This is a genomic window from Paenibacillus sp. FSL H8-0034 (assembly GCF_038000305.1).
In the GTDB taxonomy this organism is placed as follows: domain Bacteria; phylum Bacillota; class Bacilli; order Paenibacillales; family NBRC-103111; genus Paenibacillus_S.
In genome coordinates this window covers 492,350-516,407 of the sequence record NZ_JBBOBS010000001.1, presented here as the reverse complement: position 1 = coordinate 516,407, position 24,058 = coordinate 492,350, and the positions used below count along the sequence as shown (strand labels likewise).

Here is a 24,058-nt window from a genome sequence, read left to right as displayed (position 1 = left end):
TCCTTGTTTTTTTGCTGTTTATTGTGTATGCATTGATCATTCATAGTCGTTTGCGTTTATAGCGAGCAACGAAGACGCAGGATAATAAAAGAATAACGAATGCGGTGCCTGCAGCTACAGCCTCACGTACCGTGCCTTGCTGTTCGTTGGCTTGCCCTCCGGGACCGCCGCCCATGCCTCCAGGTCCCCCTTGTCCGCCTCGACCCATGCCCATACCGCCAGGAGGACCTCCTTGGCCTCCTGCTTCCATACCACCTGGTACGCCCTGACGATCAGCCATTTGCCCTGCCTGACCATTTGGGTTGACTGAGTTAGTTTGATTAGTTTGGTTGCCCTGTTTAGCCTGACCTGTTTCAGCGCCTTGGCCTGCTGCCTGTGATTGAGCAGTCTGACTCGTTGGGCCATTTCCTGCCATCTGTGCGGGCTGTACCCCTGTTGCCGATTGCGCGGACGCGGACGAGACAGCTCGCGCTGCGAATACGGTATGCCCCGCCTGAGTGGTCTGCGAAGCCGTTACGGCATCCTGCACATTTGCCGCACCTGCACCAGGCTTAGCACCCATGACGCCTCGCATACCGCCGCCTCCCATACCACCGCCGCTGCCGCTTCCATTACCCGAGGAAGGCGAGGTGCCATCCAACTGCTTGGCAATCGTGGCAACCTGCTGAGCTGCAAAGCTGGTCAGCTCAGTCACGCCCTTTTGATATTCATCATAAGTGTAAAAAGCGGTAGGGTCTTGCTCCACATAGCCTGAAATCAGCTGGGACAGCTCCTGCACACGGGCTGCAAATGCTTCACCCGATAAATAGCCTTCGATGCTCTCCGTCAAATACTGATGGTACTTCTGCTTGTAAGCATCCACCTTCAGCAGCTTATCGATCAGAGGCCGCTCGGAAAGTGTGCCTTGGGTTGGCTCGTCAATGAGAATACCCGATGCTCCAAGACCTCCAAACGCCATATTGTAATCCCACGGCAATACCGAGAATATTCCTTTGTTCTCATACAAATAATAATTATGCTTGTTGGTGCCGAGGTAGCTGTCCATATTCGCGGTCAGTACATTAAGCGCAATAAATTTGAGCGCTTCATCGACATCCAGCACCTTACTATAGTCCGTTCCTGTGTTCAGCTCCTTGAGCATGTCGAGAATAACGTTATTATTTGAGGATTTTGATTTCAAATCCAGCCCATTATAGGCATCCATCGTTTCCAGCCATGTCAATTCGCTGCCGTTACCGCCGTTGGCTTTATACAGGGCACCGTAAGCATTGCCAAAATTACGTTCCAGATACGAATCGCCGATTTGCTCCACTGCCAAATAGAAACCTTTGAGCTCCCCATTTACATATACATTTACAAAGGAATATCCGGGCGTCGGCAAGCCTAGTCGTTCGGCCAGCTCATAGGTTAGAAATTCACGCATATAAGAGGCATCGCTGTAATTGTTGTTCAGATTGATTTTACTGATGCCGTACAGCTGCTGGCTCGATATATATTCGTCGAACGAAATTTTGAAGCTGTACCGGTCGGAATCGGAGCTTACTACACTTCTCAAGCTGAGGTTTCCTTTGGTTCGGATCGCTACATTGTCAAAGTGCTGTCCGTTGTAGTCCACAGAGGCCGTTTTAAACTCCTCCTGACTGGCATTGTCCAGCATATCCTGAAAATCGGCTGCAGCTATCGTAATCTTCACATCGACCACGTGGTCTTTGGGAAATACAAGGGTCGCTTGGTTCTGCTGATTGCTGACCGCTGCCGAAGATACGGCACTGCTGCTAGTAGCTGAAAAACTGTCTGTTACCGCGCAGCCCGTTAATCCGAAACCAAGACTGATACCTAGCAGCAGCTCTATCCACTTGGCTTTCATCATACAACCTCCTTTCCAGTCATTCCGTTTAAGACACGTAGTCGCCGCTGTAGCTGATCAGCACGGCATTTCTGACGCCGTCCAATCCCGAAACTTTATTGACAAAAGCACCTTCGTTATCGTTCAAGCGCAGCTCAAGCGTAATTTCGATATTGCCGTTAGTTACGGTTTTTTGCTTCACGTTGTATCTTTTCACCAATTTCTCTACAATCGTATGGACCTGCTTCTCACTGTCATCCCCATCGCAGTTGATCACCAGCAAGTAGGGAGTTTCGAAGGATGTTTTTTTGATAAACAGAAACATCATGACACCGATGATGGCTGAACCAACAAAAGCGAGGGTGTAGAAGCCGGCTCCTGATACAATACCTGCTGCAGCTGCCCAGAACAGGAAGATTAGATCGGTAGGGTCCTTAATCGGTGTACGGAAACGAACGATGGACAAGGCACCGACCATCCCGAGTGACAGCACCAGATTGGAATTGACCGCTATAATCACCATTGCCGTAACCATGGTCATCCCGATTAGTGAAATGTTGAAGCTCTTGGAATACAGCACACCACTAAAAACCCGTTTGTAAAGCAGGTAAATAAAGAACCCGATAAAAAAGGCAACCGCCAAAGTAAGCAGCATTTTGGTAAGATCGATATCAGAAACGAAGTTTTTGACGACCGACTTTTTAAGTAAATCGGTAAAGGTAGTAGCCGTCGTACCTGTAGAAGTAGCGGTAGCAGCAGTTTCCGTTATTGCAGCAATTGCAGTATCCATAATTAATAATCCTCCCACGTATTAAATTTCAGAAACTTGCGGCACATCACATATTTGGAAGCGGATTGCCGATTCAACCCTTCAAGCTGAATGGCTGCCCGGATATACTCAGGAATATATTCATCGTATTTGACCTCCAGGATGATCAGATTCTCATCAATGGCCCGAACCGCTTGCAGATCCTTATTGAATATGTCTGTAGCATGCAGACCGGTCCTTAATTCTTTATCGAATGTAATGCGTACGTTACCGCTCGGACAGACGTACGGTTCCCGTACATAATCGACGATCACCTTGGGGCGCAGCAGCTTATGCTTCATCTCCTGATACAACTCCATCAATAAAGGCTTGTCAGGCTTATTCAATACTTCAAAATTTCCCGCAATGATAGCTTCATAAGCTGCTCTGCTGATCGGTTCCTTCACTTTAGCGATGTAATCATTGAATTTGATTTTTTTCTCAAAATGAATCACATTGTCCTGCACATTATAGATCCGAATCCGGTACTTGACCCGATCCCGAATACCACCCAGCTTCTCATGCAGCGCTTTATTGCTTACATCATCAAAGTACAGGCTGCGGATGTGATACTCTCCTGTTGCACCCACATTGCTGTCCTGGCTCATCAGACTTTTAAGTCGCTGGCGGATCAAATAAAATTGATGCTGATTGATGAAAAACTTCAGTTCATGACGATATTTCAGCTGCTTATTCATGTGGCACCCCTTTCTATCCAAGCTCTCCTGCACAGCACTTTTGCTTACAAACACATCTTAACCTGCTTACCTGAACTGATTCTAAGCAGTGACTGAATACGAACTGAATATTTACAATTCCTTAATAAATTAAAATCCTACGTACATAAATGAGTGCACAAAAAAACGCAGCCCCTCCAAGGAGGTGACCACGCTTCACTTTTGTTACACGAGGGTATGTTACTGCTATACCGTTAGCTCTTGAGAAATTCGATAGTAATCCTTACATACTGCCAACAGCCGCTCCTGATCGATAAACAAGCCAAAGCCTGCAGCCGGCTCTGTTACGCATAATCGACCCTCGGCACTGCGCGAGGTAGCTTGTGTCAGAACGCAGGACTCGAAGCCCTCAGACTCACCAGGCTTTTCCAAGGCTTCGACCCAATCCGCTCCGAGTCCAATCGCCAGCTGCTGCCACACGGTGCATGCAGGTCCGACCAGACTGTCATCGCCGATCATCAGCTTGGCGCCGAAGCCCTGAATCGTTCTTGCCAATTCGACGGCATGAATCAATGAGCCTGCGCAGCCCGGATGGATATTGTAGATGCCACCCATACCCGGAGCAGCCGTTTGAATCGCTGTGACAGCAGGACGCAGCGGCGCATCTGGAAGCAGCTGCAGCCCACCGACCCGATTTTGCAGCTCTATCCACTGTTCAGTCGTCAGGCTCGCCGGATCCTCACAAGCGTTCAATCCAACCGCATACAACTGTAGCATCGCAGCCGTTAGCCCATCCAGACTGTCAGTGCTTTGCTTCTTGCGGTAGCCATCATTTACATCACCCACAATAAACACCTCTGGACCAACGACCTCACGAGCGGCTTGAACAACCGCCTTATCCAGCTCGACATCCCCAAACAGCTTCACCTTGAGATGGGTGCGATAGCCTTGCTCAAGAGACAGCCGCGCCTTCTCCTTCACGACTTCTGTATCATTCTCCAGAATACAATACAAACCGGGAACAGCCTCGTTCCCTTCCAGACCCAACAAGGCAATGGCTGGCACACCCAGCAGCTTTCCGGCCAGATCGACCAAAGCCGTCTCCAGCATTTCGGTCGCTTTGGACCCATTCTGCTGCAAATGGCTCATTAGCCATGCAATGCCATCTGAAATGCGCATGCCGATTAAGGGTTGGAACGAATCCAGCCACGCTTTCAAATCCAGCTGATCCTGATTCACTGCAATAATATTTTCTCCCCAGCCGGATTGTCCTGCGGCCGTGATTCGGATAAAACCGTGGATGCGATTGCTCCATGAACCGTGACTAAAATTACGCTGTACATCCACATCATAACGGTAAACCTCAATCGACTCTATGTGATGCTGTATCTGACTTAGCTGCTCCATAACCTTCAATGTCAAAAAGCTCCCTTCCCTGCAATTCTCATAAGATGTATTAACATGTCATTCATCACTAAACTTTGTGAAGCTCGCGGAAGTCCTTTGGGGTCATCCCTTCCATCTTCTTGAAGATCCGGTTGAAATAAGCAGGCTGGTAGCCGATCCGTACGGCAATTTCCTGCATTTTCAGATCGGAATGCATCAGGAAGTGCTTGGCATGATCCAATCGGACCTTGGTAATATAATCAACAAAGTGCAGGCCGGTCACCTGGAAAAACATTTTACTCAAGCTGGACGCAGCAACTCCGAGGCGGTCCGCACAAAGATCAAGCGAAATATCCGTATCGTACTCGGCACGTATCATACCGATCGCAATTTCGATCAGCTGTCGGGCTTTATGGTTCTGGTTATGCGCAAGCTCGGTAATGAGCGGCTGGATGATTTTGTCGTCAAACCAGTTGCACATCGCATCAATATCCTTTAGCGCCAACAGCTCTGCGTACAGCTGGCCCCAATCATACAAGGAGCCTGCCTGAATAATTCCAGACTGCATAATCGAGGCTTGAATCGAACCGAGCAGCTTGAGACTGCCCTGCTGCAGGAACAGCTCCAGCTCCGAATTTTTTTTCAATTCCTGAAAAAAGACATTCAGCAGCCTGCGACTGTCATCGCCAAGACCGATAAACAGCGAATGAATCAAGTCATTTTCAACCGTAAACGGGTATTTGGCCGCGCTGTTGTCCTCATTCATCGGTTCATTTAAATCTATAATTTGATTCGATTCATGCAGCTTCCTGTGCCGCAGTGCCTGCTGCACCTCTGCCCACGCATTCGGTACCTGACTGATCGAGGACATCGTTTTACCTAACCCTACGACCGTGTCCATCTTCAGTATCCGATGCAGGCTTTGTCCGATTTCAGCAGCCATTTCATTCAAACGGTTCGATATTTCCGAAGAGGAAATACGGTCAGGGAACATAATAAACAAGCCTACGGACAGATCGTGCAGATTCATCACACACACATCGTCGTGCTGGGTTAGCTCTTCAATAATGTTTGCCGCTGCAAAAGTGACCAGAGGCTGCTCATCATCCCGAAATGCCCCTTTGAGTTGTTGAAATCCAAGCAGCTGCACGACAACGACGACAAACCGCTTATTTTCCGTTTCCCATCCATACTGCTCCAGTCGTTGCCTGATTTCATCCTCGTTCAGCAGTAATAAGTGGCCCTGCACCAGCTGCAGCAGGAAGCCGATCTTCAAGGTCGAATAATGCGCCTCCAGCCGCGATTGCAGCATATGGCTTTCGCTGTTCAGATGCCGCCATTGATCCTCAATGTAGGTGATCTCATCCTTGGGAACGAGCAGCGGCTCGAAGCCTGAAGGCGAGATGAAGGTACGAACAAGTCGATGGATCGGCTGATAAAGTCGAACCGAAGCATACCACGAGCTGAATAATATCAAAATAAACCCCACAATCCCGACTCCCAGTATGAGTCTGGATACGATCACAATCGGTTTAACGAATTCAGATAACGGTACCGCCGAAACCAGCTGCCAGGAGGTTAATGGAATCGTAGAGGTCGACACAAAAAAAGGCTCGTTGTTCCAGCTCCAGCGAAACGAAGAAGGCTCGATCCTCGTTTGAATCTCCTGCTCGATCGCTTCATTCAAGCTTTTGATTCTGGGGGAAAAATAGTCGCTGGATAACGAATAGCCCTCCAGATTACGGATAAAAATCGTCCCGCCCAGACTTTCATCGAAACCGGCGATGTTCATAAGCTGCTTTTCATTCAAACGGACCAGGATTGCACCGAACGGCTCCCCGATGACCGGAAGCTTATGAATAACAAACATGCCCGGTTTCCCCGCAGCATCCAGGCTCCTCCAGAAGAGTCGTTCCTTGCTCGTCATCAATTTACGGTACAGCTCCGCTTCCTCCGTACCGAGCTTGCGAATGCCTTGGCTGTCGGAGATGAGTCTTGATGGATTTTCCAGATATACATAGACCTGATCAATCAATGCACTGCTGTTGTTCATAACGGTCAAAGACTGATAGAATTCCATCGTGAGCGCGTAATTGTCCTTAAAATCGATGCCTCGCAGCTTCTCGCTCATGATTGGATTAAGCGCCCATTGATTCATGCTGACCTGAAGATGACTTAACGCATCGTTAACCTGTTTGATGGTGTATTCCTGCTGCAGGCTGTGGGTTCTTTCAACCTCACGTTCAATATACCGAACCCCTATATAGTAGCTGCTGACTGATATGAGTATGGTTGGAATGATCGTAACCAGCAAAATCAGGATCAGACTCCGCTGGAAAACGTGACCTCGGTAGGTTCGGGTATCTGTTCGTTTACGCCACTTGATTCGTATCATCCATTCACCTGTATTCTAGTAGGGGTAAGGCCCATGAGAGATGCCTCCCATGAGCCTGGTCATATCATATGACAATAAATAGTCCAGCACGCTGAATGATGATACGATACATTTCCTATTTATTGGCCATTCTCGATTGATAGGAATCGTTGGTTTCTTTAATAATTTTTTGGAAATCTGCGTCCTTGGACAGCTTCTGCGCCCATTCATCCCATGCGGTAAGCGGTTCTTTGCCCATAATGATCTTGACCTTCAGATCCTCGGTTTTCTTGTCGAATTCCGCACCCAGCTTGATCGCGGTTTCCGAGTACAAGCCATAGCCGATATCCGGGATCGCGTATTTGGCGCGCTCGTCGATAATTTTTTTATTGCGCTCAAAGATATCGTTCGGCATGCCGGTACGGTACGCCCACAAGTATTTCTCGTCGCGACTGAAAATTTTGCCGAGTGCGCTTTGCGAGACGATATCCTTTTTTGCCTGCTCGGTTGCTGTCTTGATGCCGTCTTTTTCCGTATAGTGCACATCTTTAAGTCCGTACCAGGCCAGGTTTGCACCTTCCTCGGAGGAGCCGTAATCCATCAGCTGCAAAATCGTTTTCAGCTTCGCATCGGATACTTTTTTGGGGATGACGTAAATCCCGTTCAGACCGCGAAACTGGTACACCATTTTTTTGCCGCTTGGGCTGGTCAGGAACGTAATCGGCATCATATCGGCGTTAGGAATCGTCTTTCTCAGCTCTTCCGTTGGACGCCATGAGGCTTCTACCGTATCGGTCCAGATGCCCGCTTTGTTAGCCTTCGCCATATCCTCAAACTGGCTTGTTTTCAGAACTGCAAAATCCTCGGGAATGACCTTCTCGTCATACAGCTTTTTCTGAAAAGCAATCGCATCACGTGTTTCCGTTTCCAGATAAATGTGGGTCAGCTTGCCATCCTTCATCTTCCATTTGCCCTGTGTGGAGTTGAACAGCGGCTCAAACAGGAACGTTCCAACATTGCCGGCCAGTCCGTACGTATCCTGCTTGCCGTTGCCGTCCGGATCGTTAAAGGTAAAAGCTTTCATCGTCTGGAACAGCTCATCAATGGTTTCTGGCACTTTAAGTCCCAACTTATCGAGCCAGTCCTTACGAATATTCGGGTATGACCAGCCGCCTAAAGGACGCACAGCTGGAATGCCGTAATTTTTGCCGTCCTGCAGCTTCGAGTTGGTCCATACCTCTTTGGGATAGGCCGCAAGGTTCGGATAGCTTTTGACCATATCAGGCGTAATTTCCCAAAATGCCCCGTCTCTGGCCATTTGCAGCACCAGCGGATCGAACGGGTCGACAAACATCAAATCGGGAATATCACCCGAGGCCAGCGTTACCTTCGTTTTCTCTGTATAGTTGTTGGGAGACACCCATTGAATATTCAATTTCGTATTCGTGCGCTTGCCAATTTCCTGTACAATCACATTATCGGCACCGGGTGGTTCCGGTGTGCTGAAGTTGGTCATAATCGACACGTCTGTCGGCTTGCTTGGTGTGGCAGCTCCCTGTGACTCGGTCTTGCCGCCCTCTACACCGCAGCCCGTCAAGGCAATACTTGCTGCCAGAAGCAGCGTCGATCCTTTAACTATAACATGCTGTTGTTGTTTCACTCTATAAACCCTCCCATATATGTTTGGCTATCTTATCCCTTAACCGAGCCTACCATAACACCCTTGGCAAAATGCTTTTGTAAAAAAGGATAAACGAGCAGGATCGGTACCGTTGCAATCACGACCGCTGCCATTTTCAAGGTTTCCGGAGGAATCGTCTGCTCATTCATCATTTCCTGAGCTGCCGCACCACCCGCCGCTGTTGAGGAATCAATCAGCATGTTTTGCAATAACACCTGAAGCGGCCATTTGGACGCATCGCTCATATACAATACCGCCGAGAAAAACGTATTCCAATACCCGACCGCATAAAAGAGACCGAATGCAGCCATCGCCGGAAGCGATAACGGTAAAATAATTTTGAACCAAACGCCGATATCATTGCAGCCGTCGATCAGTGCAGCTTCCTCCAGACTGTCAGGGATGCTGTCGAAGAAGCCCTTCATCAGCAAAATATACCACCCGCTGGTCAATACCGGAATAATCAACGACCACAGACTATTAATTAAATGCAAATCCCGTACCAGCAAATAAGGAGGGATCAGCCCCGGATTGAACAGTGTCGTGAATAACACAAGCAGCATAATGAGCCGCCGTGCCAGCATTCTTTTACGAGAAAGGGTATACGCCAGAGCCGCTGTCACAATGAGACTGCAGGCTGTACCTACGGTTGCCAGAAAACCGCTGACAAACGTTGCATTCATAAAGGCTGGCGTAGATAACAAATACTTGTAGGAGACCAATGTCCATTTGCTAGGGAAAAACTGCATCCCGCCCTTTACATATTCAGAAGGATCTGTGAACGAAACGACAAATACATAATAGAGCGGAAAAATCGTAATCAGACTAATTAATGTTAACAAGAAATAATTAAATATCGGAAAAAGGAGATCTTCCTTGCTTTTCCTCATAGTATCCCCCTGCCTTACTGGATAAGCGCCTGCTAATAAACGAAGGACCTAGTAAACGCCCTCTTCACCAAACCGCCGCGTCAGACCGTTCGCAATTAATACAAGTACAAGCCCTATCACCGACTTGAACAAACCGACCGCCGTACTAAAGCTGAACTGCCCCTGCTGAATGCCGAGACGATACACATACGTATCAAATACATCCCCTACCTCGGACACGGCTCCATTCTTCATCAAATATACCTGCTCAAATCCGACATCCATAATATTGCCGATACGCAGGATCAGCAGGATCAAGATCACATTACGAATACCTGGCAGCGTAATGTGCCACATTTGACGCAGCCGCTTGGCACCGTCCATTCGAGCCGCTTCATACAGCTGAGGGTCAAGCCCCGCCATTGCCGCCAAAAATATTATCGTTCCCCAGCCCGCTTCCTTCCAGATCGACTGCACTGTTAACAATCCCCAGAACAAATTAGGATTCGTCAAGAAATCTACCTTGGGAAATCCGAGCGCTACGATCATATTATTAATAACACCGTCGCTTCTGGATAGCATCAGAATGGTAATCCCGACAATAATAACCCACGACAGGAAATGCGGCAGATAGACGATCGATTGCACCGTCTTTTTGAATTTATTACCTACCACCTCATTGAGCAGCAGGGCCACCAGAATCGGCAGCGGGAAGTAAAACACCAAATTCAAAATATTAATCGCCATCGTATTACGAAACAGCAGCATAAAGTCCGGGTTGGAGAAAAAACGGTTGAAATGCTCGAATCCCACCCACGCGCTGTTCATCACACCCCGATACGGAGAATAATCCTGGAAAGCGATAACGATCCCCCACATGGGAACATATTTAAAAATAATGATATACAGGATACCCGGCAGCGCCAGCAAATATAAATACTTATCCCGCATCAGAATAGCCAACACTCGCGAACGACTTTTCCTCATCGTCTTTGGGGCAGCCGGTCTCATGTCAGACGTCATATCTTGATTCATTTCCATACTACACCCCCTCTCTTGTCAGCTTTGTGCACCAGCAGTAATCACATCCTAGTGGAACGTAAACATTTCCGCAATTAGACTTTTTTTCAATCCAAAAAAGCCCGTCACACCGCGGAAAATTAGAAAAAAACAAATAATCCGTTCCCTGTTCGGAACGGATTATTGCAGCGGTTATCGATGATTCCAGACTGAATATTATGCTTTCAAAGCCACTGATTCGGCTGTAATATGGTTAACATACTCAACCTGGCTTTGTGCCAGCTGCTCATCGGTTACGTTCGTAACATCGCTAAGCGTGAAAGGCGGCACGTAGTTGGCACCGACAAAATGTACAAGCGCTTCGATAGGTCGGACGAGCTCCGGCAGCGTGAAACGATTAGAGCCCTCCGGCTGGTACGATTCGCTCGTGCCGTAGGTGGACAACGCTGCTCCGATTTCCTTGCCCTGCAAATGGTCGCCGCCCGGACCGTAAGCCCAGCCGTATTGGAGCACAGCATCAAACCATTTTTTCAACAGTGGTGGCGTGCTGTACCAATAGAGCGGATATTGAAAAATAATACGATCATGTGCCTTCAGCAGCTCCTGCTCACGAGCTGTATCTATGGCTTCATCGGGATAGACCTCATATAAGGAGTGAACGGTCACATTGTCGTGCTTTTGCAGTTCTTCAATCCACGCCTTATTAATACGGGACGAAGCAAGGTTAGGATGTGCTGCTATAACTAAAGTTTTCATTGGGATTCGCTCCAATTCATCTATATTTTTCAACAAGCTAATCATATATTATTTGCTTTAAATTAGTAAGTACGCACTTTTTGGGTTAATACTTACCAAACGGGAAGAATGAAACTTATTGATCACAACAAAAAAACAGCAATCCGAGCATGAAGTTCATGCTTAGACTGCCGTTATCATGTAATTAAATCCCTCTGTGGAACCGATTATGCACGTATAGGAACGAGTGTTGGCTCATCCTGGTCAGGTAACTCTTCGCGTATAGCTGTCCCTTCCAACCGGAATTGCTCGCCCCATTGAATTAAAGAGATAATAGCCGTTCTTAAGCCTTCGCCAAGAGCAGTCAATTCGTATTCCACCTTGGGAGGAACAACCGGGTAAACATGTCTGGAAATGAGGCCAGCCTCCTCTAAATCCCGCAGCTGTTCGGCTAGCATTTTATGATTTATGCCCTCAATCAGTTTTTTCAGCTCTCCATATCGCTTCTTTCCATCCAACAGCTTGAATAAGATCGATGGTTTCCATCTGCCGGCAATGACGGAGACTGAAAGCTCTATTGGACATTGATAGTTTTTGCCATTCAGTTCGTATCTGGCATTTGAAGCCTCCAAGTATGACACTTCCCTTCTAATGATCAACCTATTTAGGAGAAGAAATTTATTCATTTAGCTTATCTCTTATTCATTATTATGCTATCGGAATTATGTGATTTTGTAAAGAAATTGCTCCTGCCAATCGATTCAAAAAAAATCCGCTCCCTGAACGGAGCGGATTTCACCGATTTATTTTTCATTCTGCAAAATACGAGCTGAACCACACCGCGGCAGCGGCCACCTCGGTTTTGGTGAGCTGGTGGCCTGCGTATTCCCAATGAAGAGTGACAGGAGCGCCCGCGCCGCTCAGCAGCCCTTCCAGTTCTTCGGTTTCTTGAGGCGTGCACAGCGGATCATTCCTACCCGCACCGATGAAGCAGGGAATTGCCGATAAATCGGGCAGCTGCAGTCCACGCAGCGGCACCATCGGATGATGCAGAATCGCTCCACGGAAAACATCCTGAACATGGAACAGCAGGCTGCCTGCGATATTGGCACCGTTAGAATAACCGATAGCGACGAAATTACGGCGATCCAGTGCATAGTCTGCGGCGGCAAGATCAAGAAAGTCTTTGACCTCTTGCGTACGCAATATTAAGTCCTCTTCATCAAACACGCCCTCGGCCAGCCTGCGGAAATACCGATTCATACCATTTTCCGACACATTGCCTCTGATGCCAAGTACGGACGAGGTTGGTGCGATGCTTTGCGCTAACGGCAGCAGGTCGTGCTCTGTACCACCCGTACCATGGAACAAAATCATCACGGGTGCGCTTGGATCTGAGCCCTGTCGAAATACATGCTTCATTGGATATTCCCCTCCAACGCCCGTACCTGAATAGGGGGCAGATTAGTTTCAATTTGTGAACGATGGGCTTCGAGCCATTCGGGCAGCATCAACTTCTCACCAAGTGCTTCCGGCTCCTCATCTCGTGTAAAGCCCGGTGGATCTGTAGCAATCTCAAACAATATACCGCCGATTTCCCGGAAATAAATCGCATTAAAGTATTGTCGATCTACAATAGGTGTCGGATGGAACCCGTGCTGCTCAACATGGCTTCTCCACAGACTGTGATCCACATCGTCCTTGGCGCGCCAAGCGATATGATGAACGGTTCCTGCACCTCCAGCACCCAACTCCATCGGATTGATGTTGACGTCGATAAGGTTACCCAGATCGCCTGTCGCTTCATAACGGGTATATGTCTCGTTTTGCGCGATTTTTGTGAGTCCCATCACCTCTACCAGCAGGTTCCCGGTTTGCTCAGGTGCCATACTGTACAGAATCGCTCCACCAAACCCTTTGATCGCCTTATCCGACGGAACGCCACCAAGCGACCATTGACTTAACGGTCCCGCTTCCCGCTCCACGATTTCAAGACGCAGCCCATCTTTATCGGCAAACTGTACATATACCTCGCCAAACCGTTCCGTTTTTGTGACCGAGACCTGAAAGCTTTTCAGCCGTGCTTCCCAGTAATCCAACGTACCTGTTGGTACCACATAGGTTGTGTAGCCTACCTGCCCTCCGCCAATTCGCCCTTTACGTGAGCCTGCATACGGAAAGAACGTGATAATCGTGCCCGGATTCCCCAGCTCATTGCCAAAATACAAATGATATACCTCTGGCGCATCAAAATTGATTGTTTTCTTGATCAACCGCAGTCCAAGCACTCCTGCGTAAAAATCAACGGTTTGCTGTGCATCCCTAACAAATGCGGTAACGTGATGAATCCCTTTCGTTTGTTGGCTCATCTTCTCCAGCTCCTTATCTTCATTTAAATTATCTTTCTATAACCTGCTTATTTCGATTCAAAACTTGTTGAAGCTGACAAATTCGCCGACAGGCTTACGATAGCCGCGCGGCCGCAGCTTCGAGGTGTCTTCTTTTCCAATCGTAATCAGCAAAACCGGAACATGCGTATCTGGAATATTCAGCACTTCACTCAGAGCCTTCGGGTCAAAACCGATCATCGGGCAGGTGTCCCAGCCCTTCTCCTTGGCAGCCAGCATCATCAGCATCGCAGAAATACCGGCATTGCGAATCGCTTCCTCACGCTTGAACGTTTCGCCTCCTCCTTCATAAAAGCTGTGTACCGAATCTACGGTCATATCGTATTCCTGTTGATTAATGACACCGAGATGCAGCAATCCTTCATTGATCTTTCCGGCATCCTTGTAAGCTTCTTTATTGCCCAGAACCACAATGGCTGCGGAGGCGCTTTGCACTTTATATTGTTTGTAGGCGGCTTCGTACACCTTATTTTTAACTTCGGGATCCTTCACGACTACATAGTGAGCATGCTGCAAATTAAAAGCCGAGGGTGCGAATTTCACAAGACTAAAAATTTCCTCCAGCTCAGAATCCGTAATGTCCACCCCAGGTATAAATTTAGTCGCTGATCTTCGTGCTTTCAATAAATTAATAAAATCGCTCATGATAATGCCTCCTCGGTATGATTGGTTATTGACTATGTAAATGATAGAAAACTAAGATTCTTAAATTAAAGATATTGTAGCGGCAGATAACAATCCAAGCCTGTTATGCTGCTATCTGCCACTCCTGATCGTATCGCGATGCTGACTGTATAAAATTCTATTTAAAGCTTTCCTGCGCATACTTGCCGAGTTTTTTGAGCAATTGGGCGGCAGCCTGCTTCTCCTCGGCGGATAATCCGTCCACGGCTCGTTCGATAACCTCAGTGTGTCCGGGGAATACTTCTTCTATCCACTGCTTGCCTGCCTCGGTAATTTCTGCGAAAATGAGACGGCGATCCTCGGTGCAAGCTCTCCGTGAAACGAGTTTCTTTTGCTCAAGCTTATCGACAACGTAAGTAATATTACCGCTGCTCATCAGCACCTTACTGCCAATTTGTTGAATAGCCTGCGCTCCCTTGTGGTACAAGAGCTCCAGAACACCGAACTCGGTCCTGTTCAGACCCCGCTGGCGAATATCCCGATCCGCATGGGCATTTACCCACTGGCTCGCTCTGGATAATGCAATAAAAAGATCCAGCGAATCATTCTTCAAACTTTCCAAATTTCTCACCTCTTTGTTGTTCGGTCGTTCTTTCGTTGTAGTCATTATCTTAAATTAAAGATACTTTATTTGCAGATAATTGTCAAGCCTCTATTTTTGAAATCAAAGTGATGAAAAAGAATGTTCCATCTATTTGATACCGTCCATGTAAGGACTCTTGACTTTCTATATCTGTTGTAACTATAATGATTACAACAAGAGGGTGAACCTAATGAAAAAAATTAGCTCACGATTTTCCATTGCCGTACACATAATATCGCTCGTTTCGGTCATGCCTTCGCTTACAGGCGACGTCATAGCGGGAAGCGTGAACACGAATCCGGCCATTATCCGTAAAATTATGGGGCAGCTTAAAAAAGCCGGTCTGCTCACAGTTCGAGCTGGAACAGGCGGGGCAACCCTTCGTGTAGATGCGGATCAAATTACACTGTTGGATATTTACAGGGCAGTGGAAGTCGTGGATCATAACGAATTGTTTAACTTTCACGAGCATCCGAATCCCGATTGTCCGGTCGGTGCCAACATCGAAGCTGCGCTTCGTGCCACAATGGTCACAGCCCAACTGGCATTGGAGCGCGAGCTTGCTGAGGTCACCGTGCAACAACTGGCTCGTCAGCTCGTCAACGAGAAATAAGCTCTTCATTGAGCTATTTTTTTTCAATTAGTTGTAATCAAATCGGTTACATCACTCTTGCAGGATAACTGTTAAAGAACGAACATTATGAGGAGGAATTTACAATGAGTACGAACCAACAAACCCTTTTAGTTACAGGCGCAAGTGGACATCTCGGAAGCATCGCTATCGACTGGCTGCTCGCCAATTATGAGGGACCGATTATCGCGACTACGCGCGACCCGGAGAAGCTATCGGCGCTATCGGCGCTATCGGCCCGCGGTGTTATCGTACGTAAAGCTGATTTCGATCAACCGGAAACTTTAAGCGAGGCATTTGCCGGGGCGCAGCGTTTGTTGTTAATCAGCACGGACGCTATTGCGGTTCCGGGCCAACGTCTGAAGCAGCAAACAGATGCATTAAGCGCTGCTGTACAGGCAGGTGTCAAACACATCGTATATACATCGATTCCCAATTCCGAACCAGGCTCAGCCTGCCTGATTGCACCCGATCATTACGCTACGGAGGAGCTGATCAAGAATAGCGGTCTCTCCTACACGATCCTGCGTAACAATTTATACAGCGAGAATCTGATTCCAACGCTGCAGCAGGCAGTCGCAAGCGGTATTCTTGGTACAGCAACAGGTGAAGGCGCAACCGCTTATGTGACCCGCCACGATTGCGCCTGGAGCGCAGCCGCGGCACTTGCTTCCACTACGACCGACAATCAGATCGTGGACGTAACAGGACCGGAAGCCATTTCCGGAAGCGAGCTCGCACAAATTGCCAGCGAAATCAGCGGAAAGAGCATTCAGTTTGTACCGTTGGAAACAGCTAAATTAGTTGAAATATTCGAATCTATCGGCCTTCCAAGCGGGTTGGCTCAGGCGTATGCTTCTTTTGATACTGCCTCCGCCCGAGGTGAATATGCGCAAACATCTGCAACAGTTCAACAGCTGACAGGCAAATCTCCAACAACCCTTAAACAGTTTTTAACAGATAACAAGTCAGCCTTTACGGGTGCTGAATAACAACCTTATCCGGTGCGACAATTCAATCAGAAATAACCCTGCAATCCCACATGACTCGTGGTGCTGCAGGGTTATTTGCCAAATGATTAGCAGTTATCAGGACATCAATCTTACTCTCTTATAATAGTTAATAGCTTGCTTTGAGCTGCCTGATTACTAATAAACATCCCGCCTCGTAAACGAAACGAATGAAATGATCAAAGCAGCTGAGCCCCAGCTCAAGAGCACGAGCAGTGAGAAGCCCAGTGACATCCCCTCAACCGGAGGAGCAGCATCCTCCAGATAGCTGATCAATTGCAGATTAACCATAAATAAATATTTAGCCGATTCCCATGAGGCGACCATCGTACTCAGAATCGTCCCTGCAATGAGACAAGCCAGCATGATCCCCATGACCGCCGCGGTGCTGCGCACCAGAACGGAGAACATGAACGTAATTGTAGCTACCACAGCCGAGACGAACCACGCCAACCCCAGCTCCATTAAAATATACTGCCATTGCGGCACCAAATGCATCCCTGATGCATCCAGCTGCCCGCCATTTACCTTGAAGCCGGTAAGTACCGGAGCTCCCCACCCTTGAAAACCAAACACGAGCCCGGAGATCACGGCTGACAGCAAGCCGAACAGCGTAATGATCAGGGACACTGACAGCAATAAAGCTAAATATTTACTGAGCAATATGCGCCATCTGCGTACCGAGTGCGTCAGCAGCACCTTCATCGTGCCTGCGCTGTGCTCGGAGGAAACCAGATCAGCGGCAATAATCATCATCATCAAAGGCAGAAGCAGATTTATACCACTCTTTACAAAACCCCGGACAAACGTCGGGGCACCGGGCTCAGAGGGATTCACATTATATTCCAAATAATATTTTTGCTGATTCATGCGAATCTCCAGCTCTTTGCGTGTAGCCTCAGGCGTTCGGCTGCTCGTAATCCGGTTCTGCCAGCTGGCAATACGCTGCTCCATCGCTACGCGCCAATTGACATCTCCGAACCTTTTACGGTTTTCCTCAGCTTGCCGATATTGTGCATACGTAAATACAGAGATCAGAATCCCCAAAATGAGCGCGATGACCAGCAGTCTTCTTTTGCCAGTAAGCTTTAACATCTCGTTAAATACCAGATTAGTCAATGCCTTGTCCCCCCGTCAGCTCAATGAATAGATCCTCAAGCGATGGCAGCTTGCGGCTGATCTCGGTTACCGTCACTCCCGCTGCCACGAGAATCTGATTCCAGCGACCGATCTCCTGCTCCATATAGGGAGTGATCAAGAGCGCCCCACGCGTTTCTACCGAATCCGTCAGACCGCTCAACACCTGGTAGCCCTTATCTATAGGATGCAGCCTCCAGCTTACCCGCTCCTGCTGGGCCAGCAGGCTCTGTACCTTGTCCACCCGAACAATTCGACCCTTGGATATAATCGCGACACGATCGCACATCAGCTGAATTTCGCTCAGCAGGTGGCTAGAAACGAGCACACTCAAGCCTTCCTGCTCCGCCAGATAACGAATGAATTCACGCATCTCCCTGATGCCTGAAGGATCCAGACCATTGGTCGGCTCATCCAGAATGAGCACTTTCGGTTTCCCAAGCAAAGCCTGAGCAATCCCGAGCCGTTGGCGCATCCCGAGCGAGTAGGTTTTCACTTTATCATGAATTCTGGCACTCAATCCAACCAGCTTCACCACTTCCGCTATTCGTGCTTCGTCAATCCCTTCCATCATCCGCGCGAAATACTGCAGGTTGCTCCAGCCGCTCAAATACGTGTACAGCTCAGGGTTTTCAACGATACAGCCCAGATTCCGCATGGCCTCCGGAAATTGGCTATGCAGATCGTAGCCGCACACCTGAATCGACCCGGCTGTAGGCCGAATCAGACCTACAAGCATTCTAATCGTGGTCGTTTTGCCAGCGCCGTTGGGTCCCAGGAAACCGAACACTTCGCCTCGCCTCAGGTCGAAGTCCAGACTCTGAATAATTTCCCGCTTGCCTATGACCTTTTTCAGACCTTTTACCGACAATGTGATCTCGTCCATATCCCCACCCCCTACCACGTAATTAGTGAAGCCAATCGGTCCCCGATTAATCGGTAGCCGGCTGCATTCGGATGGAACAGGTCTTTGGCCAAATAATCCTGTACCTTCAATTGAAATAAATCAAAGGTCGGCACCAGCACAGTTAACGTATATTTGGCAGCAATTTCTGATGATTTATAATTCCAGTCCCTCACGATTTTGTTCGTTGTGACGCTATCCTTCAATTCACTGAATGGGTTGTACAAGCCAATGACGAAGATTCTCGCTGTAGGATTGTGCTCCCGCAGCTGCTGCAAAATCCCATCGAGCTGAGGCAAATAGGCGTCCTCGGTTTCTTTGATTCGGGTCTCAGATAAATCCCCCATTGCCTGCCCGCCGCGGAACAAATCATTCCCGCCTATGCTGACGAGAATAATATCAGCCGCCTTGACCTGAGCCTGAACGGGTGCTTGTCCAAGAGACGCCGCCAATTGCGTGGAGGTTTGTCCATCTATCCCGAGATTTTCCAACACTATCTCTTTGCCCGACTTGGCCTTCATATCCGCTACAGCATGTCCGACATACCCCTTCCGCTCCGGGTCCCCCGTCCCTTTGGTCAAGGAGTCGCCAAGTGCCAGCACCCGGAAGGTGCCCTCCTTAACTGCAACGGGAGCTAATACCGGGATCGCAGCTGCTGGCTGCTCTATAGGTGCTCGTGGAGGCTGTGCGGTCGCTGCACCTGTGAAATAATCCTGCATCGCAAATACAAGCCCGCCTACCCACAACAGCCCCGATACCAAGCCCATGATCATCGTCCATCGAATCGCCTTTTCTCTCATCTGAGCCCTGCTCCCACCCTCCGCTGCTTATGATTATATGCTGCTTTGAACATACCATATGAAGCTGAAAGCTGGCTGAAAGTTGGTGGATTTTGCACAGCAGCATCACATAATCGTCCATGTAAACTTGTCAGTTGTGCCGGGTTTATTCCACTCTAATCTCGCATTAAGAAATGTAAACGGGATTAGATTTGTTTAATTGGAAACAGTATCAATCGGAAATAATCTTGCTTACGGTAAGATGGTATTTGAAATATAGCCTAAGTTATCGTGATTTAGTAGAAATGATGGAAGAACGGGGTTTACAACTCGCACATACAACGATCATGCGATGGGTTCATGAGTTTGGGCCAGAGCTAGAAAAGCGAATTCGTCCCTATTTGAAGCCGACTAATGATTCTTTTCGGACGGATGAAACCTACATTAAAGCCAAGGGACAATGGAAATATCTTTACAGAGCTGTAGATTCAAACGGCAATAGGATTGATTTCATGTTGTCTGAAAATCGAGATGCTCCTGCTGCCAAACGATTTTTTAAGAAGGTGTTAACTTCATCACACAATCAATCACCACGCGTGATCGCTGTCGACAAAAACCCAGCGTACCCTGCCGCAGTCCAGCAATTGAAGGTCAAGAAAGTTATGAGTCAAGAAACAATACTCCGACAACAGAAATATCTCAACAATATTATTGAACAAGATCATCGATTCATAAAGAAAATCATAAAACCAATGTTGGGATTCAAGTCCTTCAAAACTGCTGAGAAAACCATCGCGGGAATCGAAATCATGTATATGATAAGGAAAGGGCAGGTTGAATATAATCATTCGCCTGCCCTTTCTGCTGTTGAATTAATCAACAAATTATTTTGTTTGACAGTCTAGTAAAGCCACAAAATCGAGGATAACTTGTGTATTTTTAAATTGTTGCACCAAAACCCCACTTACGCTCCGGCTTGTTTGATCTCAGGTTATTTATTGAAGCCGTTTTTTCTAATAAATTAAAACCTGTCTCTATTCTCCTCCACCCACTCCGCAAAAGATTTAGACAACACGCCGTACTCCTTCGTTTCTTGAATGTCAAATCCGTAACCGCCAACATCTTCCATCCATTCCATGCTGTACACCGTTCCTTTCAGCATCCCCCGCTTGATAGCTTCCTCACTGCTTACCTTTTCGTAGACAATTTCTTTATCAAGCACGCTGCTCAGCGTTTCCGCTATTTGCGTCATGGACAGCTCGTCTCCTGCTACATTAATATCCTTTCCACTGAATTTGCCAGGGTTCTCAAAAGCGGCCCTGGCGAATTTGGCTGTATCCCCTCCGGAACTAAGCTGAACCGGGATATCTCCATTCAAATTGCCAAACATGACCCCGTTTTTTAGTTCAGGCGCCATAAGAGCTACGTTGGGCTCCAGGTAATTTTCCATAAACCAACAAGGATGCAAAATCGTCCAATACCGAAAACCGCCGTTGCGTATGCTCTCTTCGATGTCGTACTTATGATCCCAGTACTCCGTCAATATCTGGTATTTATCCCAACGCGGAAATTGATTGCTGCCAGCCACCGATGTGTGTACCACTTGTTCGATTCCGGCTTTCTGTGCGGCTTGCACCATGTTGGCGGCGTTTCGCGGCTCAACCGACGGATCATAGGGATCCGCATACTGTACCGAAAAAATCGCCGACACATTCTCCATAGCCGGTTCCAATGATGCCAAATCCGCCATGTCCCCTTGAACGATCTCAGCGCCTTTTGCAGCCATCTGCTTGGAAGCTGTTGACTCCGGGTCCCTGGTAAGAATACGCACCCGATGGCCGTGTGCCAATAACTCACGGGCTACATTCCCGCCTTGTGTTCCTGTGCCTCCAATAACCAATATCAGATGTGTTGAATTTGGTTTCATCTCAACTCTCCTATTCTTAGTGAATGTACAACAGAATTATATTACCGAGGTAAAGTTTTGTCAATATCAAAGTAATTATTTAATTGACCATAGTATTTCATACTTTTTTATAGGTTTCATGCGCCACCCGTAAGCTGTCGGGGTGATGGTAGAGCTGCAAAAGCACATAAAAAGACCGAACAAGGCAGCTTGACGCGCTAATTGCAATCTGCTTGATCGGCCTGTATGATTGGAATTGTTCTCTCTGCGCTGTGATGTCAGTATGAATCCAAGCGCATCCTTTTACCCTGCGATTTAAAGGCACACCTGCAAAAATCATTTCCTGCAACCTATCATAATCTTACTTTGGTAATAGCATTGAACATCTCATTAACTTTTAACTTCACCAAGGGAACACAATACTATTTCTGTGTTAAATGATTTATACTGTTGGAAAAGGAGAGGATCTACACGATGAGCACTAGAGGCGCAACAAAAGAACTTTTTTTATCCACCAGTATAAAATTATTTATCGAACACGGATTCGATCAAGTGACGATTAATCAAATTTGTAAAGAGATGAATGTGACTAAAACCGCATTTTACTATTATTTCAAATCCAAGGATGAGTTGATTTCGGGATTTTTTTCGGTTGACAATCTAATGTCCAATGATGATTTTCTGGACGTTCTGTCTGCCAGCGATTATGCCAATCAGGCTATGAAAGCTATGGAAGTATATATTAAGCATATTGTTAGTGCGGGCGTTAAAATGACAAAGGAGTATTACAGGGTCTACCTTCGAAACGAAATTGTTCCGCTCACCAAGGACAAATCATCGTTATTGGGCAGCATTATTCCAACTTTAATTCAACGAGCCAAGGACGCGGGTCAAGTGAAGAATGCAGCGAGTGCCGAAGATTTGCATGATTCGATGTGCTATATAGCCAACGGGATATGTCTTCATTGGGCAATGACAGACGGCGGTTTCGATGTTCTGGAAGAAAGCCGAAGGCAGTTTGAAAATTTGCTAATCGTGAAATGAGAACGCGCTGCAATCAGGTTGATGGTGCCTCCACCCTTTCGCATGCCATGATTTCATTCCATAATTTTCGTAATTCAACATCATTCATTTGATCTTCCGCATTTAAAGAAATACGAACGGATTCCTCCGGCTTTCCCTCCTGGTTACGAGTCAAGAAAAAGAGCTTCTCCTCTCGCTCTCAACATCCCATTTTGCGCGTACCTCAGTGAGTTCTTCACAAGCTTCTGGATAGCTTTGCAGAACTAAGCATGACAAAGTCGATCGGCGCAAAGCTGAATCCATCGGACCACCCTAAACGGTATGCCACCCATATTCTGACTCCGAGGCCAGTTCTCGTTCACCAATAAACGCCAACAAGCATCGGAGCCATCTGCCCTGATGCTTGTTTGTTGCATACATCTGAATACCTCTACTTGCGGCTGTACACGTAAACCTTGGTTCGATATAGGTCCTTACAGGTGATCATGCGATCAGGCTCCCAGCCTGGCATCGCAAAGCAGACACTAATCACCAGCGCTCCCGGTGCCAGCCGCTCCTGAAGGATTGTGCTCAGACGTCTCATGGCGCCGGGGTATAAATAGCAGACCACGATATCCGTATGATCATAGAAGTACCCATAAATATTGCCATAGCAAAAGGCCAATCTGTCTCTATTTCGGTCACGGACTGACAGGCGACCGATCAACTGCGAGCTCCAAAGCGGAATGAGCGAATTCTCAATGCCAATCACCCGCCAACCGGGACAGTGCTTGACCAGATGCAGAGCGAGCGTTCCCCAACCAGAGCCAGCTTCTACAATCGATCCTTGTCTGGAAAATCGGTTGATTTCGGCGGCTACCGTGCGGCGGACCTGAAGCGATGAAGGCATCGGCGAAATTCCGTTCAACAGGCTGGAGGTTACAATTAACAGCATCACAAGCAGCATGACGGCTATGCATACAACTGACATGATTTGATAAAATGAGACCGTCACGCTTCTCCACCCTTCCTCATTGCTTATTCAGACAGCGACTGTGTCTCCTGAGGCTCTATTTTATCACGCCTTCCCAATTTAAAATACTTGCACAGCAGATTCTTTCCCGTATTTGAACTTACAGTTGACAGCTGTGGATTACATCTGTAATATAACTATTGTATTACATATGTAATCCACAATAGTCAGGAGGAAAGCCTGTGACAAATGTCCCCCAAATATCCGATGCTGAATGGGAAGTGATGAAAGTACTCTGGGCCAAGATGCCACGTACGGCCAACGAGGTTATCGAGGCTCTGGAGGATCAAACCGATTGGAAGCCAAAAACGGTAAGAACACTGTTAAACAGACTGACCCAAAAACAAGCTATTTCGTATTCGCAGGAAAATAAGGTGTACGCCTATTTCCCGCTCGTAACCGAGGACGAATGTGTAAGGTACGAAACGGAGTCTTTCCTGAAAAGGATTTACGGCGGTGCCTTTAAACCGATGCTGGTTAATTTTTTGAAAGAAGACAAGCTATCTGCCGAAGATATTAAAGAATTAAAAAGCATCCTTGATGATAAAACAAAATGAACAAGCTGCAGGCAAGCATCAAGCCCGC

The 24,058-nt window shown here is 47.5% G+C and carries 25 protein-coding genes; 5 read left to right on the top strand and 20 right to left on the bottom strand.

Annotated features, from left to right (window positions below; translation table 11 throughout):
• Nucleotides 1-40: 40 nt before the first annotated feature.
• The 14 genes from NST47_RS02385 to NST47_RS02320 form a co-directional block, all read right to left on the bottom strand.
• A complete protein-coding gene (locus tag NST47_RS02385) occupies nt 41-1,867 on the bottom strand; it encodes a CotH kinase family protein (RefSeq protein WP_341153785.1) in 1,827 nt (608 codons plus the stop codon).
• Between the two features lie 28 nt (nt 1,868-1,895).
• Nucleotides 1,896-2,636, bottom strand: a complete 741-nt coding sequence (locus tag NST47_RS02380) for a DUF4956 domain-containing protein (protein ID WP_341153784.1) — start codon at nt 2,634-2,636, stop codon at nt 1,896-1,898.
• A 2-nt stretch (nt 2,637-2,638) separates the two neighbouring features.
• Entirely contained in the window at nt 2,639-3,352 is a 714-nt protein-coding gene (locus tag NST47_RS02375) for a polyphosphate polymerase domain-containing protein (protein ID WP_341153783.1), read from the bottom strand.
• 225 nt (nt 3,353-3,577) lie between these two features.
• Nucleotides 3,578-4,753 (bottom strand): enolase C-terminal domain-like protein, encoded by a 1,176-nt coding sequence (locus NST47_RS02370; RefSeq protein WP_341153782.1) that lies wholly within the window; start codon nt 4,751-4,753, stop codon nt 3,578-3,580.
• 52 nt (nt 4,754-4,805) lie between these two features.
• Nucleotides 4,806-7,112: a helix-turn-helix domain-containing protein gene (locus tag NST47_RS02365; RefSeq protein WP_341153781.1), complete on the bottom strand. Its 2,307-nt coding sequence runs from the start codon at nt 7,110-7,112 to the stop codon at nt 4,806-4,808.
• 115 nt (nt 7,113-7,227) lie between these two features.
• Nucleotides 7,228-8,751, bottom strand: a complete 1,524-nt coding sequence (locus NST47_RS02360; protein WP_341153780.1) for an extracellular solute-binding protein — start codon at nt 8,749-8,751, stop codon at nt 7,228-7,230.
• 32 nt (nt 8,752-8,783) lie between these two features.
• A complete protein-coding gene (locus NST47_RS02355) occupies nt 8,784-9,662 on the bottom strand; it encodes a carbohydrate ABC transporter permease (RefSeq protein WP_076233907.1) in 879 nt (292 codons plus the stop codon).
• 48 nt (nt 9,663-9,710) lie between these two features.
• Nucleotides 9,711-10,628, bottom strand: a complete 918-nt coding sequence (locus NST47_RS02350) for an ABC transporter permease (protein WP_341159587.1) — start codon at nt 10,626-10,628, stop codon at nt 9,711-9,713.
• A 249-nt stretch (nt 10,629-10,877) separates the two neighbouring features.
• Complete coding sequence (locus tag NST47_RS02345) at nt 10,878-11,417, bottom strand: NAD(P)H-dependent oxidoreductase (protein WP_341153779.1); 540 nt, start codon at nt 11,415-11,417, stop codon at nt 10,878-10,880.
• 206 nt (nt 11,418-11,623) lie between these two features.
• Complete coding sequence (locus NST47_RS02340) at nt 11,624-12,028, bottom strand: winged helix-turn-helix transcriptional regulator (RefSeq protein ID WP_341153778.1); 405 nt, start codon at nt 12,026-12,028, stop codon at nt 11,624-11,626.
• A 178-nt stretch (nt 12,029-12,206) separates the two neighbouring features.
• Nucleotides 12,207-12,818 carry an alpha/beta hydrolase gene (locus NST47_RS02335; RefSeq protein ID WP_341153777.1) on the bottom strand — a complete coding sequence of 204 codons (612 nt, stop codon included), beginning with the start codon at nt 12,816-12,818 and terminating at the stop codon, nt 12,207-12,209.
• Nucleotides 12,815-13,765, bottom strand: a complete 951-nt coding sequence (locus NST47_RS02330) for a ring-cleaving dioxygenase (protein WP_341153776.1) — start codon at nt 13,763-13,765, stop codon at nt 12,815-12,817. The genes NST47_RS02335 and NST47_RS02330 overlap by 4 nt, the downstream gene beginning before the upstream one ends.
• A gap of 57 nt (nt 13,766-13,822) precedes the next feature.
• Entirely contained in the window at nt 13,823-14,449 is a 627-nt protein-coding gene (locus NST47_RS02325; protein ID WP_341153775.1) for a nitroreductase family protein, read from the bottom strand.
• A gap of 157 nt (nt 14,450-14,606) precedes the next feature.
• Nucleotides 14,607-15,095 carry a MarR family winged helix-turn-helix transcriptional regulator gene (locus NST47_RS02320; protein WP_341153774.1) on the bottom strand — a complete coding sequence of 163 codons (489 nt, stop codon included), beginning with the start codon at nt 15,093-15,095 and terminating at the stop codon, nt 14,607-14,609.
• Between the two features lie 166 nt (nt 15,096-15,261).
• Here NST47_RS02320 and NST47_RS02315 point away from each other — a divergent pair, with 166 nt between their 5' ends.
• Together NST47_RS02315 and NST47_RS02310 are read left to right on the top strand one after the other, a co-directional pair.
• Nucleotides 15,262-15,684 carry an Rrf2 family transcriptional regulator gene (locus NST47_RS02315; protein WP_341153773.1) on the top strand — a complete coding sequence of 141 codons (423 nt, stop codon included), beginning with the start codon at nt 15,262-15,264 and terminating at the stop codon, nt 15,682-15,684.
• Nucleotides 15,685-15,788: 104 nt separating this feature from the next.
• A complete protein-coding gene (locus NST47_RS02310; RefSeq protein WP_341153772.1) occupies nt 15,789-16,694 on the top strand; it encodes an SDR family oxidoreductase in 906 nt (301 codons plus the stop codon).
• 156 nt (nt 16,695-16,850) lie between these two features.
• Here the strand turns inward: NST47_RS02310 and NST47_RS02305 are convergent, their stop codons facing one another.
• The 3 genes from NST47_RS02305 to NST47_RS02295 are packed head-to-tail and all read right to left on the bottom strand — an operon-like array spanning nt 16,851 to nt 19,553.
• The gene (locus NST47_RS02305) at nt 16,851-17,831 is read right to left on the bottom strand and encodes an ABC transporter permease (RefSeq protein ID WP_341153771.1); all 981 of its coding nucleotides are present in this window, start codon (nt 17,829-17,831) and stop codon (nt 16,851-16,853) included.
• Nucleotides 17,824-18,735, bottom strand: a complete 912-nt coding sequence (locus NST47_RS02300; protein ID WP_341153770.1) for an ABC transporter ATP-binding protein — start codon at nt 18,733-18,735, stop codon at nt 17,824-17,826. Before NST47_RS02300 ends, NST47_RS02305 begins: the two co-directional genes overlap by 8 nt.
• A gap of 11 nt (nt 18,736-18,746) precedes the next feature.
• Nucleotides 18,747-19,553, bottom strand: coding sequence for a GDSL-type esterase/lipase family protein (locus tag NST47_RS02295; RefSeq protein WP_341153769.1), 807 nt, complete (start codon nt 19,551-19,553; stop codon nt 18,747-18,749).
• A gap of 191 nt (nt 19,554-19,744) precedes the next feature.
• Here NST47_RS02295 and NST47_RS02290 point away from each other — a divergent pair, with 191 nt between their 5' ends.
• Nucleotides 19,745-20,437 (top strand): IS6 family transposase, encoded by a 693-nt coding sequence (locus NST47_RS02290; protein WP_341153768.1) that lies wholly within the window; start codon nt 19,745-19,747, stop codon nt 20,435-20,437.
• A gap of 116 nt (nt 20,438-20,553) precedes the next feature.
• On the opposite strand, the gene NST47_RS02285 is transcribed toward NST47_RS02290, so the two are convergent.
• A complete protein-coding gene (locus NST47_RS02285) occupies nt 20,554-21,459 on the bottom strand; it encodes an NmrA/HSCARG family protein (protein ID WP_341153767.1) in 906 nt (301 codons plus the stop codon).
• Nucleotides 21,460-21,912: 453 nt separating this feature from the next.
• On the opposite strand from NST47_RS02285, the gene NST47_RS02280 reads away from it, so the two are divergent.
• Entirely contained in the window at nt 21,913-22,482 is a 570-nt protein-coding gene (locus NST47_RS02280; RefSeq protein ID WP_262683491.1) for a TetR/AcrR family transcriptional regulator, read from the top strand.
• 13 nt (nt 22,483-22,495) lie between these two features.
• On the opposite strand, the gene NST47_RS02275 is transcribed toward NST47_RS02280, so the two are convergent.
• Together NST47_RS02275 and NST47_RS02270 are read right to left on the bottom strand one after the other, a co-directional pair.
• Nucleotides 22,496-22,636 carry a hypothetical protein gene (locus NST47_RS02275; RefSeq protein ID WP_341153766.1) on the bottom strand — a complete coding sequence of 47 codons (141 nt, stop codon included), beginning with the start codon at nt 22,634-22,636 and terminating at the stop codon, nt 22,496-22,498.
• 255 nt (nt 22,637-22,891) lie between these two features.
• A complete protein-coding gene (locus tag NST47_RS02270; RefSeq protein WP_341153765.1) occupies nt 22,892-23,431 on the bottom strand; it encodes a class I SAM-dependent methyltransferase in 540 nt (179 codons plus the stop codon).
• Between the two features lie 266 nt (nt 23,432-23,697).
• On the opposite strand from NST47_RS02270, the gene NST47_RS02265 reads away from it, so the two are divergent.
• Nucleotides 23,698-24,030, top strand: a complete 333-nt coding sequence (locus tag NST47_RS02265) for a BlaI/MecI/CopY family transcriptional regulator (protein ID WP_445667438.1) — start codon at nt 23,698-23,700, stop codon at nt 24,028-24,030.
• Nucleotides 24,031-24,058 lie beyond the last annotated feature (28 nt).